This is a genomic window from Paraburkholderia sp. Cy-641 (assembly GCF_011752945.1).
Classification (GTDB): Bacteria; Pseudomonadota; Gammaproteobacteria; order Burkholderiales; family Burkholderiaceae; genus Paraburkholderia.
Window position 1 is genome coordinate 67,949 of record NZ_VWWM01000016.1, and the last position, 13,823, is coordinate 81,771.

General features: G+C 68.3%; 10 protein-coding genes. 9 read left to right on the top strand and 1 reads right to left on the bottom strand.

The features are described 5' to 3' along the window. The first annotated feature begins 45 nt into the window (after positions 1-45). The 9 genes from kdpB to F3J20_RS10720 all read left to right on the top strand — a co-directional run bounded on the left by kdpB (position 46) and on the right by F3J20_RS10720 (position 11,719). A complete protein-coding gene (kdpB, locus tag F3J20_RS10680) occupies positions 46-2,157 on the top strand; it encodes a potassium-transporting ATPase subunit KdpB (protein WP_167047838.1) in 2,112 nt (703 codons plus the stop codon). A gap of 73 nt (positions 2,158-2,230) precedes the next feature. Beyond that, a complete protein-coding gene (gene kdpC, locus F3J20_RS10685) occupies positions 2,231-2,809 on the top strand; it encodes a potassium-transporting ATPase subunit KdpC (protein WP_167047835.1) in 579 nt (192 codons plus the stop codon). Positions 2,810-3,080: 271 nt separating this feature from the next. After that, on the top strand, positions 3,081-6,038 hold the full coding sequence (locus F3J20_RS10690) for a DUF4118 domain-containing protein (RefSeq protein WP_167283351.1): 2,958 nt from the start codon (positions 3,081-3,083) through the stop codon (positions 6,036-6,038). Continuing rightward, complete coding sequence (kdpE, locus tag F3J20_RS10695) at positions 6,031-6,729, top strand: two-component system response regulator KdpE (protein ID WP_167283352.1); 699 nt, start codon at positions 6,031-6,033, stop codon at positions 6,727-6,729. Before F3J20_RS10690 ends, kdpE begins: the two co-directional genes overlap by 8 nt. Before the next feature lie 91 nt (positions 6,730-6,820). Next, positions 6,821-7,141, top strand: a complete 321-nt coding sequence (sugE, locus tag F3J20_RS10700) for a quaternary ammonium compound efflux SMR transporter SugE (RefSeq protein ID WP_167047826.1) — start codon at positions 6,821-6,823, stop codon at positions 7,139-7,141. A gap of 260 nt (positions 7,142-7,401) precedes the next feature. Beyond that, the gene (locus F3J20_RS10705; protein WP_167047823.1) at positions 7,402-8,013 is read left to right on the top strand and encodes a DUF4126 domain-containing protein; all 612 of its coding nucleotides are present in this window, start codon (positions 7,402-7,404) and stop codon (positions 8,011-8,013) included. 110 nt (positions 8,014-8,123) lie between these two features. After that, positions 8,124-10,613 carry an FtsX-like permease family protein gene (locus F3J20_RS10710; RefSeq protein ID WP_167283382.1) on the top strand — a complete coding sequence of 830 codons (2,490 nt, stop codon included), beginning with the start codon at positions 8,124-8,126 and terminating at the stop codon, positions 10,611-10,613. A 52-nt stretch (positions 10,614-10,665) separates the two neighbouring features. Beyond that, the gene (locus F3J20_RS10715; RefSeq protein ID WP_167047820.1) at positions 10,666-11,079 is read left to right on the top strand and encodes a group II truncated hemoglobin; all 414 of its coding nucleotides are present in this window, start codon (positions 10,666-10,668) and stop codon (positions 11,077-11,079) included. Then, positions 11,072-11,719 carry a DUF924 family protein gene (locus F3J20_RS10720; RefSeq protein ID WP_167283353.1) on the top strand — a complete coding sequence of 216 codons (648 nt, stop codon included), beginning with the start codon at positions 11,072-11,074 and terminating at the stop codon, positions 11,717-11,719. The genes F3J20_RS10715 and F3J20_RS10720 overlap by 8 nt, the downstream gene beginning before the upstream one ends. A gap of 48 nt (positions 11,720-11,767) precedes the next feature. Here the strand turns inward: F3J20_RS10720 and F3J20_RS10725 are convergent, their stop codons facing one another. Further along, a complete protein-coding gene (locus tag F3J20_RS10725; RefSeq protein WP_167283354.1) occupies positions 11,768-13,741 on the bottom strand; it encodes a glycosyl transferase in 1,974 nt (657 codons plus the stop codon). Between the last annotated feature and the right edge of the window lie 82 nt (positions 13,742-13,823).

Sequence of the window (13,823 nt, forward strand, 5' to 3'; positions counted from 1 at the left end):
ACCCGGGCGAGCCCCGGCCCGCGCAACGCGATATTCGAGGATTCAATGACTGAACATAACGCTACGAAGTCCATGTTCGATCCGGTGCTGTTGCGCCCAGCGATCGTGGACTCCTTCAAGAAGCTCACGCCGCGCACGCAGTTCCGCAACCCGGTGATGTTCTGCGTGTACGTCGGCAGCATGCTGACCACGATACTGTGGATCGCCGCGCTCGGCGGCCAGGCCGAGGCACCCGCGGGCTTCATTCTCGCGGTCTCGTTATGGCTGTGGTTCACGGTGCTGTTCGCGAACTTCGCGGAAGCGCTCGCCGAGGGCCGCTCGAAGGCCCAGGCCGCGTCGCTGCGCAGCGCGAAGAAAGACGTGGTGGCCAAGAAGCTCAACGAGCCGCATCCGAAGTCGCCGATCCGCATCATGACCGCGTCCGATCTGCGGCGCGGCGACGTCGTGCTGGTCGAGACCGGCGACGTGATTCCGGCCGACGGCGAAGTGATCGAGGGCGTCGCGTCGGTCGACGAGTCGGCGATCACGGGCGAATCGGCGCCGGTGATCCGCGAGTCGGGCGGCGACTTTTCCTCGGTGACGGGCGGCACGCGCGTGCTGTCCGACTGGATCGTCGTGCGCGTCACGGCGAATCCGGGCGAGGCGTTTCTCGACCGCATGATCGCGATGGTCGAAGGGGCGAAGCGGCAGAAAACGCCGAACGAAATCGCGCTGACGATTCTGCTCGTCGCGCTGACGATCGTGATGCTGCTCGCCACCGCGACGCTGCTGCCGTTCTCGATCTTTTCCGTCGAGGTGGCGAAAGCGGGCCACGTCGTCACGATCACCGCGCTCGTCGCGCTGCTCGTGTGCCTGATTCCGACCACGATCGGCGGGCTGTTGTCGGCGATCGGCGTGGCCGGCATGAGCCGCATGATGCAGGCGAACGTGATCGCGACCTCGGGCCGCGCCGTCGAAGCGGCCGGCGACGTCGACGTGCTGCTGCTCGACAAGACCGGCACGATCACGCTCGGCAATCGCCAGGCCTCGCAGTTTCTGCCTGCGCCGGGTCTGACCGAGGAAGCGCTCGCCGACGCAGCGCAACTGGCCTCGCTCGCGGACGAAACGCCGGAAGGCCGCAGCATCGTCGTGCTCGCGAAGCAGCGCTTCAATATCCGGCAGCGCGATATGGGCTCGCTGCATGCGGTGTTTCTCGCGTTCAGCGCGCAGACGCGCATGAGCGGCGTCGATCTTTCCCCCGAGGGGACGCCGCCGGGGGCGCATGGCCGCGAAATCCGCAAGGGCGCGGCCGATGCGCTCAAGCACTACGTCGAAGCGAACGGCGGGCGTTTCCCGAACGAAGTCGACCATGCGGTCGCGGACGTGGCGCGCCGCGGCAGCACGCCGCTCGTGGTCGCCGAGAAGGGCGAGCAGGGCGCGCGCGTGCTCGGCGTGATCGAGCTGAAGGACGTCGTGAAGGGCGGCATCAAGGAGCGCTTCGCCGAGCTGCGCAAGATGGGCATCAAGACCGTGATGGTGACGGGCGACAACCGCCTGACCGCCGCCGCGATCGCGGCCGAAGCCGGGGTCGACGACTTCCTTGCCGAAGCGACGCCCGAAACGAAGCTCGCGACGATCCGCGCGCACCAGGCCGAAGGGCGGCTCGTCGCGATGACCGGCGACGGCACCAACGACGCGCCCGCGCTCGCCCAGGCCGACGTCGCGGTGGCGATGAACAGCGGCACGCAGGCCGCGAAAGAGGCCGGCAACATGGTCGATCTCGATTCGAACCCGACCAAGCTGATCGAGATCGTCGAGATCGGCAAGCAGATGCTGATGACGCGCGGCTCGCTGACCACGTTCTCGATCGCCAACGACGTCGCCAAGTACTTCGCGATCATTCCAGCCGCGTTCGCCTCGACGTATCCGGCGCTGAACGCGCTGAACGTGATGCATCTGGCGACGCCGGCCTCGGCCATCATGTCGGCGGTGATCTTCAACGCGCTCATCATCGTGCTGCTGATTCCGCTCGCGCTCAAGGGTGTGCGCTATCGCGCGCTAGGCGCGGCGATCCTGTTGCGCCGCAATCTGCTGGTCTATGGCCTCGGCGGAATCATCGTGCCGTTCATCGGCATCAAGCTGATCGACATGGTGCTCGCCGCGCTCGGCTGGGTTTGAACATGCGGCGCGCCGGCTACGAAGCGCCGCTGTGCCGGCGTACTGAAGTGACGAAAAGGGAAAGAGACCCATCATGAAAAATCTGTTCCGTCCGTTGATCGTGATCTTCGCGGTATTGACCGTGATTACCGGACTCGCTTATCCCGCCGTGATGACCGCGATCGGTCAGGCGGCGTTTCACGACCAGGCCAACGGCAGCCTGATCGAGCGCAACGGCAAGCTGGTCGGCTCGCAACTGATCGGCCAGCAGTTCGATGCGCCGCAGTACTTCTGGGGCCGCCTGTCGGCGACCACGCCGATGCCGTACAACGCGCAGAATTCGGGCGGCTCGAACCTCGGGCCGAACAATCCGGCGCTGCTCGACGAGATCAAGGGCCGGCTCGATGCCTTGAAGGCAGCGGGCACCGATCTGTCGAAGCCGGTGCCGGTCGATCTGGTGACTTCGTCGGGCAGCGGGCTCGATCCCGAGATCAGCCCGGCCGCGGCCGCGTATCAGGTCGCGCGGGTGGCGCAGGCGCGGCACCTCGCGGTGAGTGACGTGCAGGCGCTCGTCGCGCGCTATACGACGGGCCGCCAGTTCGGCGTGCTCGGTGAGCCGCGCGTGAATGTGCTGAAGCTCAATCTCGCGCTCGACGAGATGCAGCACGGTTGAGCGCGGGCCATTGCGTAACGGGCAGAAGTGGGAAGAAGCTGGCAGAGGCCGGCAAAGCCGACGGAAGCGGCGGTAAGATGCGGCCGCAAAGTCGGGCCACAAAGTCATGCCGCAGGGCAAACCGTGCCTCGTCGCGCGACGAGGCACGTTGCCGTTGCGGTTCAACCGAAAGGGCGGCGCTCGCGTGGCGCCGCGCTGTTATTTGCGGGCCGGCGCGGGCCGTGCCACCATGCAGAAAGCGCCGCTCGCGCGACCCTGAAAACCACTGAGCATGAACCGCCCCGATCCTGACGAATTGCTCGACAAGCTGCAGCGCGACGAAGAAAAACGCCAGCGCGGCCGGCTGAAAATTTTCTTTGGCGCGTCGGCCGGCGTCGGCAAGACCTATGCGATGTTGCAGGCCGCGCGCCGCCGCCAGGAAGAGGGCGTCGAGGTGCTGGTCGGCATCGCCGAAACGCATGGGCGCGGCGAAACCGCCGCGCTGCTCGCGGGCCTCGACGTGCTGCCGCTCGCGCATATCGAATACCGCGGCCGCAAGCTCGGCGAGTTCGATCTCGACGCCGCGCTCGCGCGCAAGCCGCAACTGATTCTCGTCGACGAACTCGCGCATTCGAACGTGCCGGGCGCGCGTCATCTGAAGCGCTGGCAGGACGTCTACGAACTGCTCGACGCGGGCCTCGACGTCTATACGACCGTCAACGTGCAGCACCTCGAAAGTCTCAACGACGTGGTCGGCCAGATCACCAGCATCCGCGTGTGGGAGACCGTGCCCGATCGCGTGTTCGATCACGCCGACGAAGTCACGCTCGTCGATCTGCCCGCCGAGGAACTGCTCGACCGCCTGCGCGACGGCAAGGTCTATATGGCGCAGCAGGCCGAGCGCGCGGTGCGCAATTTCTTTCGCAAGGGCAACCTGATCGCGCTGCGCGAGCTGGCGCTGCGCCGCACCGCCGATCGCGTCGACGCGCAGATGCGCGAGTACCGCGCCGACCGTTCGATCCAGCGCATCTGGCAGGCGCGCGAGCGCCTGCTCGTGTGCGTCGGGCCCGGGCCGGACGCGCCGGCGCTGGTGCGCGCGGCGGCGCGTCTTGCCGCGAGCCTGCGGGCCGACTGGCTCGCCGTGTATGTCGAAACGCCCGCGTTGCAGCGTCTGCCCGATGCGCGCCGCGAACGCACCTTGAACGCGCTGAAGCTCGCCGCCGAACTGGGCGCCGAGACCGCCACGCTCGCCGCCGCCGACGCGCTCGATGCATTGATCGGCTACGCCCAGGCGCGCAACGTGTCGAAGCTCGTGGCGGGCGCCTCGGTGCGCACGGGGCTGAAGCGCTGGCTGCGCAGGCCGCTCGGCGAGCGCATCGCCGAGAAGAGCGGCGACCTCGATCTCACGCTGATTCGCGTATCGTCGGAGCGCGAGGGCGCCGAGCAGCGGCGTCTCCTGAACACGACCGCGAATGCATGGCGCGAGGCCATGAGCGCGGCGCGCGAGCGCCGCTCGCCGGCGCGCGCGTATGCGTTCGCGCTGGCGATCGGCACGGCCATCACGCTGCTGTCGAGCCAGCTGATCGATCGCATCGACCTGACCAATCTCGTGATGCTGTACCTGCTCGGCGTGATCTTCACGGCGGTGAAGCTCGGACGCGGGCCCGGTGTCGTGCTGTCGTTCGCGAGCGTCGCCGCGTTCGATTTCTTTTTCGTGCCGCCGCGCATGTCGCTGTCGGTTTCCGATACGCAGTACCTGCTGACGTTCTTCGGCATGCTGCTGACCTCGCTCGTCATCAGCCATCTGACGTCGAGCCTGCGCCGCGAGGCGAGCGTCGCGCGGCGCCGCGAGCAGCGCACCGGCGCGATGTACGAGATGGCGCGCGAACTGGCCGCGGCGCTGACCACCGAGCAGATCGTCGGAACCGGCAGCCGGCACGTGAGCGAGGTGTTCGGCGCGCGCGTCGCGATCCTGCTGCCGGACAGCGCCAATCAGGTCAGGCAGAAGATCGAGGACCCGGATGCTGCGATCACGCTCGACGGCGGCGCGCTCGATCTCGACGTCGGCCAGTGGGTCTACGATCAGCAGAAGCCGGCCGGCCACGGCACCGACACGCTGCCCGCGGCGGCCGCGCTGTATCTGCCGCTGAAGGCACCGATGCGCACGCGCGGCGTGCTCGCGGCCGTGCTGCGCGACGAGCGCGAACTCGACGTGCCCGAGCAGCGGCGCATGCTCGACGCGTTCGCCGCGCAGATCGCGCTCGCGCTCGAACGCGTGCATTACGTCGATATCGCGCGCGACGCGCTCGTCAACATGGAGTCGGAGCGGCTGCGCAATTCGTTGCTGTCGGCGATTTCGCACGATCTGCGCACGCCGCTTACGACGATCGTGGGTTTTTCGTCGATGCTCGCGCAGGGGCGGCAGGGGGCGGCGGACGCAGGGAGCGCGCAAGCGTTGGGGAATGCGCGACCTGAGGCGCGGGCCGAGGAGCAATGCGAGGCACACGCGCACGCACAGCCAGGCGCACCGGTGGAAATAGCGGCACAGGCGCACAGCGCAACGCAAACCGAAGCACAAGCCGCCGCGCGGCGCAGCGACGAACTCGTCGAGGCGATTCACGAAGAGGCGCTGCGCATGACCGGCATCGTCACGAATCTGCTCGACATGGCGCGTTTGCAGGCCGGCAGCCTGCAACTGAACCAGCAATGGACGCTGCTCGAGGAGACTGTCGGCGCCGCGCTGCGCGCCTGCCGGCGCGTGCTCGCCGGGCACCCGGCGCGGGTCGTGCTGCCCGCCGATCTGCCGCTGCTGCACCTCGACGCGGTGCTGATGGAGCGGCTCTTCTCGAACCTGTTCGAGAATGCCGCCAAGTACACCGCGCCCGGTACGCCGCTGACGATCGGCGCAGAGCGGATCGAGGCGGACGGCGCGCCGTTCGTGCGCGTGAGCGTCGATGACGACGGCCCCGGCCTGCCGGCCGGCATGGAAGCGCGCGTGTTCGAGAAGTTCACGCGCGGCGAGAAGGAGTCGGCGAAACCGGGTATCGGCCTCGGGCTCGCGATCTGCCGCGCGATCGTCGAGGCGCACGGCGGCACGATCGGCGCGCTCAACCGGATCGGCGCGGACGGCCGCGTCGCAGGCGCGCGCTTCTGGTTCACGCTGCCGGTCCAGACGCCGCCCGCCGTACCCGATATGCTCGACGACGAAGACGCCGCCCTCAACCCGCAGGACAAACCCGCCCATGAGTGACCCGAGCATCACCGTCGTTCTGATCGAAGACGAAAAGCAGATTCGCCGCTTCGTGCGCACCGCGCTCGAAGGCGAGGGCATCGCCGTGTACGACGCCGAGACCGGCAAGCAGGGGCTCGTCGAAGCGGCCACGCGCCAGCCCGATCTGGTGATCGTCGATCTCGGCCTGCCCGATACCGACGGCCTCGACGTGATCCGCGAGCTGCGCGGCTGGAGCGAGCTGCCGGTGATCGTGCTGTCGGCGCGCACCCAGGAAAGCGAGAAGGTCGCCGCGCTCGACGCCGGCGCCGACGACTACCTGACCAAGCCGTTCGGCGTGTCCGAGCTGCTGGCGCGGATTCGCGCGCATCTGCGGCGGCGCAACCAGGGCGGCGCGAACGAATCGCCGCAAGTGCGCTTCGGCGCGGTCAGCGTCGATCTCGCCTTGCGCAAGGTGACGCGCGACGGCGCCGCGATCCATCTGACGCCGATCGAATACCGCCTGCTCGCGACGCTCGTGCGCCACGCGGGCCGCGTGCTCACGCACCGGCAACTGCTGCGCGACGTGTGGGGGCCGTCGCATGTCGAGAGCCATCACTATCTGCGCATCTACATGGCGCATCTGCGCGGCAAGCTCGAACGCGACCCGGCGCAGCCCGAGCATATCGTCACCGAGACCGGCGTCGGCTACCGGCTGGTCGGGGCGGGGTGAAGCCCGCCCGGTTATAATCTGCCGACGTAAGGACGACCTTGCGCTTGCATCGATCATCGGGGACGGCCCCATTTTTATGGAGCTGTCTCTGATGTCCTGGTTTCTTCTTCTGATCGCCGGTTTGCTCGAAGTCGCGTGGGCGGCCGGTCTCAAAACTTCCGAAGGCTTCACCCGTTTCTGGCCGTCCGTGTTCACGATCGTGACCGCGCTCGGCAGCTTCGCGCTGCTCACGCTCGCGATGCGCCAGCTGCCGCTCGGCACCGCCTATGCGGTGTGGACCGGTATCGGCGCGGTCGGCGCGTTCATCTTCGGCGTCGTGATGATGGGCGAGGCGCTGACGCTCGCGCGTGTCGCCAGTGCGTCGCTGATCGTGATCGGGCTCATCGGGCTGAAGCTGTCGTCGGGCCACTGAGGTTGGGCGACCGAGGTTCGGCCACTGAAGTTAGGGCACCGAGCCGGCAGCATTGATTCAACACGCATCGCCCCCCGCCACGGCCGGTTCGCCACCCTGCGTTCTGCGAATTAACGTGGCTATAATGAGACAGAACCTATCCTGAAATTGCCCGCGGCCTGTTCGGCCCGGCTGGCCAGGCGAGCCTGACGACTTCGGCGCGAAGCCTGCGCTTCATTCCGCCGCGGCGCCCGGCACGTCCCAAGCGCGTGGAGGCGGCCATGCTTGAATCACTTTCGCTTGCTGCTGGCCTCTCATGGGGTAGCGGTCTGCGCCTCTATCTGACGGTCCTGCTGGCCGGCGTGTTCGAGCGTCTCGGCCTCATTCATCTGCCCGCCACGCTGTCCGCGCTGTCCTCGCCTTGGGTGATCGGCGCGGCCGCCGTGCTGACGCTCGCCGAATTCCTCGCCGACAAAATCCCCGCGTTCGACTCGCTGTGGGACGCGATCCACACCTTCATCCGCATTCCGGCCGGCGCGGTGCTCGCCGCCGGCGCGCTCGGCCATGCCGATCCGGCTTTGCTGGCGGTCGCGGCGCTCGCGGGCGGCACGCTCGCCGGCACTGCGCATCTTGCGAAGGCCGGTACGCGCGCGCTTATCAATCTGTCGCCGGAACCGTTGTCGAACGTCGTGACCTCGACCGCCGAGGACGGTCTCGTCTTCGGCGGCGTGCTGCTCGCGCTGTTCGTGCCGCTCGCGTTTCTGGTCCTGATGGTAGGCTTTCTGCTGCTCGCGGCGTGGGCATTGCCGCGGTTGTGGCGTGGCGTGCAGGGCGGGTTTCGCGGCATGGCCACGCATATGGTGTCGCGATTTGCGAGGAGCAGGCACGATTGAGCGAAGCACTACCCGGGTCCAAGGCAGGTTCGACGGAGCGCGTCGGCGTAAGCGACGTTAAAGCGGCACGCCGTTTCGGCGGCGCGGATCTGCTGCGCCAGGCGATCCGCATGACGGCGCGCGACTGGCGCGCGGGCGAATTGACGATGCTGCTGCTCGCGCTCGTGCTGGCCGTCGCGGCGCTTTCTAGCGTCGGCTTTCTCGCCGATCGGCTGCACCAGGGGCTCGAACGCGACGCGCGGCGCATGATCGCCGCCGATTTCATCGTGCGCGCCGACCATCCGGTTGATCCGCAATTTGCCGCCGAGGCGCGCTCGCTTGGCTTGCGCACCGCCACCACGGCGATCTTCCCGAGCATGATCAATGCGACCGGCGCAAAGCCGGTGTCGCGGCTCGCCGCCGTCAAGGCGGTGTCGCCGGGCTATCCGCTGCGCGGCGCATTGCAGATCGCGCCGGCGCCCGGCGCGGCCGATCATCGGGCGACGTCGATTCCCGCGCCCGGCACCGTGTGGGTCGATCAGGAACTGCTCGACGCCTTGAAGCTGAAGGTCGGCGATGCGGTGAAAGTCGGCAATCGCAGCTTCACGATCGGCGCGCTGATTACGCGCGAACTCGACCGCGGCTTTTCATTCGTCAATTTCTCGCCGCGTCTGATGCTGCGCGCCGACGAACTGCAATCGACCGGTCTCGTCACGTTCGGCAGCCGCGTCACGTATCGGCTGCTGGTGGCCGGCGTCGACGACGCGGTCGCGCGTTTCACGCAGTTCGCGCATGACCGCGTGGACGGCGGCAAGCTGCGCGGCGTCGCGCTCGAATCGCTGCACGACGGCCAGCCGCAGGTGCGTCAGACGCTCGATCGGGCGGGCCATTTCCTCACGCTCGTCTCGCTGCTGACCGCGCTGCTCGCGGCGGTGGCGATTGCGATGGCGGCGCACCGCTATATGCGCCGGCATCTCGACGGCTGCGCCGCGATGCGCTGTCTCGGCGTGAGCCAGGCCGCGCTGCGCGCGCTTTTCACGCTCGAATTCGCCGGGCTCGGCGTGATCGGCGGGGTGCTGGGCGTCGCGCTCGGCTATCTCGGCCACCTCGCGCTGCTGACGTGGCTCGGTAGCCTGATCGACGTCGTGCTGCCGCAGCCGACGCTGTGGCCCGCGCTCGAAGGCATCGCGGCCGGCCTCGTGCTGCTGCTCGGCTTCGCGTTGCCGCCGCTGTTGCCGCTCACGCGCGTGCCGCCGGTGCGCGTGCTGCGCCGCGAATGGGGCGAGGCGGGGCGCACCGCGTGGGCCGCCTACGCGCTCGGCATCGTGCTGTTCGCGGGGCTGCTGATTGTCGCGGCCGGTGAGTTGAAGCTCGGCGGTATCGTCGCGGGCGGCTTCGCGGGTGGGCTGCTCGTGTTCGCCTGCATCGCGCGGCTCGCGCTATGGGGCGCGGCGCGCATCGTGCGCAGCGAGCGCGTCAACGCGGGGATCGGCTGGCGCTATGCGCTCGCGTCGCTCGAACGCCGCAGCAGCACGAGCGCGCTGCAGATCACCGCGCTCGGCATCGGCCTCATGTGCCTGCTGCTGATCGCGATGACGCGCAACGACCTCGTGCAAGGCTGGCGCAAATCGACGCCGCCCGATGCGCCGAACCTGTTCATCATCGATATCCAGCCCGACCAGCGCGACGCGGTCACGCAATATCTCGCCGCGCACGGCGTACCCGGCGCGCAGCTTTCGCCGATGGTGCGCGGGCGGCTCGTCGCGATCAACGGCAAGCCGGTCGATCCGGACTCGTTCAAGGGCCAGGACGCGCGGCGTCTGGTGGACCGCGAGTTCAACCTGTCGTACACGACCGAGCTGCCCGACGACAACCGTATCGCCGCGGGCAAGTGGTACGGCGACACGACGACGCCGCAGATTTCGATCGAGCAGGGGCTCGCGAAACTGATCAACGTGAAGCCTGGCGACGTGCTGCGTTTCGACGTGACGGGCCTGCAAATCGACGCGCCGGTTACGAGCCTGCGCAAGCTCGACTGGGGTTCGTTCAAGGTCAATTTCTTCGTGCTGATGCCGCCCGCCGCGCTGCGCGATTTTCCGGCGACGTTCATCACGAGCTTCCATCTGCCGCCGGACCGGCAGGCGACGATCGACGGCCTGATCGCCGCCTATCCGAACCTCACCGCGATCGACACGGGTCCGATACTCGCGCAGGTGCAGCGCGTGCTGCAGCAGGTGATCGGTGCGGTGCAGTTCCTGTTCGCGTTCACGCTCGCGGCCGGCGTGCTGGTGCTGTACGCGGCGCTCGCCGGCACGCGCGACGAGCGTATGCGAGAATCCGCGCTGCTGCGCGCGCTCGGCGCGTCGCATCGGCAGGTGCGCGCGGTGCAGGTCGCCGAATTCGTCGCGGTCGGGGCGCTGGCCGGCTTGATGGCGGCGGCGGGGGCGCAGATCGTCGGCTCGCTGCTCGCGACGCACGTGTTCGAGTTCTATCTGGACTTCGATCCGTGGCTGCTGCCGGCGGGCATCGCCGCCGGGGTTGCCTGCGCGGGCGTGGGTGGCTGGCTGAGTCTGCGGCATGTGCTGGCACGGCCCGCGCTGCAATCGCTGCGTGATGCATGATGCGCGACGCGTGATTTTTTTCCGATGGTTTTTTCTGGCGGTTGAGCAGGGTATGAGCGATTTGAACGACGAAGTGTCCGCGGACAAACCGACGGCCTTCGAGCTGGTGGGCGGCGAGGCGCGCGTGCGCGAACTGGTCGACCGGTTTTACGACCTGATGGACCTCGAAGCGGATTTCGCCGGGATTCGCGCGCTGCATCCGGCATCGCTCGACGGGTCGCGCGACAAGCTGTTCTGGTTCCTGTGCGGCTGGCTCGGCGGCCCCGATCACTACATCAGCCGCTTCGGCCATCCGCGTCTGCGCGCGCGGCATCTGCCGTTCGCGATTGCCTCGGGCGAACGCGACCAGTGGCTGCGCTGCATGGCGTGGGCGATGCAGGACATCGGCCTCGCCGAGCCGCTGCGCGAGCGTCTGCTCGGCTCGTTCTTCGAAACCGCGGACTGGATGCGCAACCGCAATGGCTGAGCCGCGGCAACCGACCCCATCGGCGCCTGCCTCTGCGATTGACGCCGACTACGCGGCGCTCCCCATGCGGGCACGCGACGTGCTCGACTGCTGGTTCGGCGCGCCGGGTTCGCCGGAATACGGCACGGAGCGCAAGCTCTGGTTCACGCGCGACGACGCTTTCGATACGATGCTGCGCGAACGTTTCGGCGACCTGATCGATGCGGCGCTCGCCGGCGAACTCGACGCGTGGCAGGCCACGCCGCTCGGCACGCTCGCGCTCGTCATCGTGCTCGATCAGTTCTCGCGCAACTGCCATCGCAACACGCCGCGCGCATTCGCCGCCGACAGCAAGGCGCTGCAGATCGCGCAACGGATGATCGCAAGCGGTGCCGATCGGCTGCTGCCCGGCGCGCAGCATCGCGTGTTCGCGTATCTGCCGTTCGAACACGACGAAACGCTCGCGAGCCAACACGAGTCGCTGCGGCTCTTCGGTCAACTGGCGGCGGAGCCGGGCGGCGCGAGCTACTACCGCCATGCGGTGCGGCACGCGGAAATCGTCGAGCGGTTCGGCCGCTTTCCGCATCGCAATGCCGTGCTCGGGCGCGCCTCGAGCGACGAAGAAAGCGCGTTTCTGCGCGAGCCCGGGTCGTCGTTCTAGCCGCTTCCCGCGGCTTTCAGCAGCTTCCATCCGCGCGCGCGTTGCCTTCTAGTTGTCGCCGCGCACCGTGCCTGCAACCGGCGTGCGCACGAAGACGCGCAGCAGTTCATCCGAATCGCCGGGCCGCGCGCCGGACCAGAACAGTTGCCATTCACCGGGCGGTTGGGGCGCATGGTCGCGGCGGCTTTCCTCGATGAGCCAGGTGCAGGCGGTCGTACGCGGGTTCTCGTTCGGCTGATGGACGATGCCGGTGTAGTAGTAGAGCATCGGCGCCTCGGACTCGCCGAGGCTCGCGCTTGCCATGCAATCGCCGTCGTTCCATTCGATGTTTATCTTCGCGCCGAGGTCCAGGAACACCGAGCGGTAGCTCTTCGCGTCATCGAGCCACGGCAGCAGCAGCGTGCTGACGAGCCCCCACGCGAGCATCGCGCCCGCGCACCAGCTGAGCGCGCCACGCCATTTGCCCGCGTATTTGAAGGACGGCAGCAGCCATAGCCAGCCGATCGTCAGCAGCAAGGCGGCGGCGATCATCGCGGGCTTGATCGGCAGCACCCAGTCGAGCGGCAGCCAGCGTCCGAGCCAATGCAGCGAGGCATGCGTGCTCACCGGGCTCGTCATGATCGACCAGATGATCCACGCGAGCACAGCCGTGCCGCCGAACAGCACGCGGCTCATCATGTCCCAGACGACGTGCAGCCGCGCCGGCAGCCGCTCGACGCCTTGCATCGCAAGCAGCGCAAGCGGTGCGATGAACGGCAGGATGTACAGCTCGCGCACGGTCGCCGAACTTTGCAGCACGGCGAAACCGATGCCCGCGAAAAGCGCCGGCAAGGCGATGCGCGGGTCGCGCCAGCGTCGCCATGCGCCGCTGGCGAGCGCAGCCAGCGCAAGCGGTACGACCGGAAAGCCGACGCTCAGCACGGTGCGCAGCACGAACAGACGGCTCTCGTTCTCGGAGCCCAGTTCGGGCACCGAAAAGCCGAAGAAGCGCCCGATGTTGTTGTCCCACAACCAGACCTTGAACAGCGCTTCGGAGCGCAGGTAGAAGCAGATCGGCCAGATCAGCGCGAACGGCGCACAAACGAGCGCGGCGATGCCGAGCGCGCTCGCGAAGCTGCGGCTGCGGCACGCGGGATAGAGGACGAGCACCGCGCAGGTGGTCGCGCCGAAGACGAGCGGCACGAACAGGCCCTTGGCGAGCAGCGACACGCCGACGCCCGCGCCGAACATCGCTGCGCCGCTCAGGATCGCGTGGCGGCGCCCTGGGGCGTCGAGCGGCCGGGTGTGCGGCTGCGCCGGTGTCGACGACGGCGCGTTCCGTGCGGCGTCGCGCAGATGCACGAGCACGAGTTCGAACAGCCCGCAGAAGCCGAGTGCGGCGCCGGCCATCAGCGCGACGTCGGTCATCATGTCGTGCGCGTGCTTGACGACGGCGAGCGTGCCGCCGAACAGCGCGAGCGTGCCGATCACGCGCAGATCGAACCAGCTCGACGCATCGGTCGCGCGGCGCGCCACGCGGGCCGTGTAGTAGATGGTCAGGCCCGCGAACAGCGCGCTCGCGAGACGCGCTGCGTCATGCAGCGGCAGGTAGCGGCCCAGCATCCACGCGAGGCCGGCGGCGACCCAGTCGTAGATCGGCGGTTTTTCGACGAAGGGCTGGCCCGCGTTGGTCGGCACGACGAGATCGCCGCTCTCGAGCATGTGCTGGACGATGCCGAACGTGTAGGTTTCGTCCTGTTTCCACGGCTCGTGGCCGAGGATGCCCGGCAGCAGCCATGCGCAAAGGATCGCCAGCGCGACGATCCACAGCAGCGGACGGGTTGCCGCGAGCGCGCGCCAGCGTTGCAAGGCGCGTGCGGCGCGATCGGCGGGGCGTCGGGTAGGGCGCGCGTCGGCGGAGCCAGTCGCCTGGGTCTCCTGGCTGGTGGCGGCCGCGCGCGCGTTGCCGGCGGCCGCAGCCGAGGTCGGGGCCGTTGCCGTGGCGTTCTCCGCGCGCCACGTCGCTGACTGCTTGTCTTGCATGGAAATCTCAGGTCGATGTACGCGGCGGCGTGGGCCTCGTACTTATGTTCTGGCTTGCAGCGTGCGTCGTCGAAACGGCGCA

What these genes read in the sequence shown, in the direction of transcription:
- F3J20_RS10710 (WP_167283382.1), top strand. Translation starts at nt 8,124, where the DNA reads ATGACGGCGCGCGACTGGCGCGCGGGCGAATTGACGATGCTGCTGCTC.
- F3J20_RS10690 (WP_167283351.1), top strand. Translation starts at nt 3,081, where the DNA reads ATGAACCGCCCCGATCCTGACGAATTGCTCGACAAGCTGCAGCGCGAC.
- kdpE (WP_167283352.1), top strand. Translation starts at nt 6,031, where the DNA reads ATGAGTGACCCGAGCATCACCGTCGTTCTGATCGAAGACGAAAAGCAG.
- kdpC (WP_167047835.1), top strand. Translation starts at nt 2,231, where the DNA reads ATGAAAAATCTGTTCCGTCCGTTGATCGTGATCTTCGCGGTATTGACC.
- F3J20_RS10715 (WP_167047820.1), top strand. Translation starts at nt 10,666, where the DNA reads ATGAGCGATTTGAACGACGAAGTGTCCGCGGACAAACCGACGGCCTTC.
- sugE (WP_167047826.1), top strand. Translation starts at nt 6,821, where the DNA reads ATGTCCTGGTTTCTTCTTCTGATCGCCGGTTTGCTCGAAGTCGCGTGG.
- F3J20_RS10725 (WP_167283354.1), bottom strand. Translation starts at nt 13,741, where the DNA reads ATGCAAGACAAGCAGTCAGCGACGTGGCGCGCGGAGAACGCCACGGCA.
- F3J20_RS10720 (WP_167283353.1), top strand. Translation starts at nt 11,072, where the DNA reads ATGGCTGAGCCGCGGCAACCGACCCCATCGGCGCCTGCCTCTGCGATT.
- F3J20_RS10705 (WP_167047823.1), top strand. Translation starts at nt 7,402, where the DNA reads ATGCTTGAATCACTTTCGCTTGCTGCTGGCCTCTCATGGGGTAGCGGT.
- kdpB (WP_167047838.1), top strand. Translation starts at nt 46, where the DNA reads ATGACTGAACATAACGCTACGAAGTCCATGTTCGATCCGGTGCTGTTG.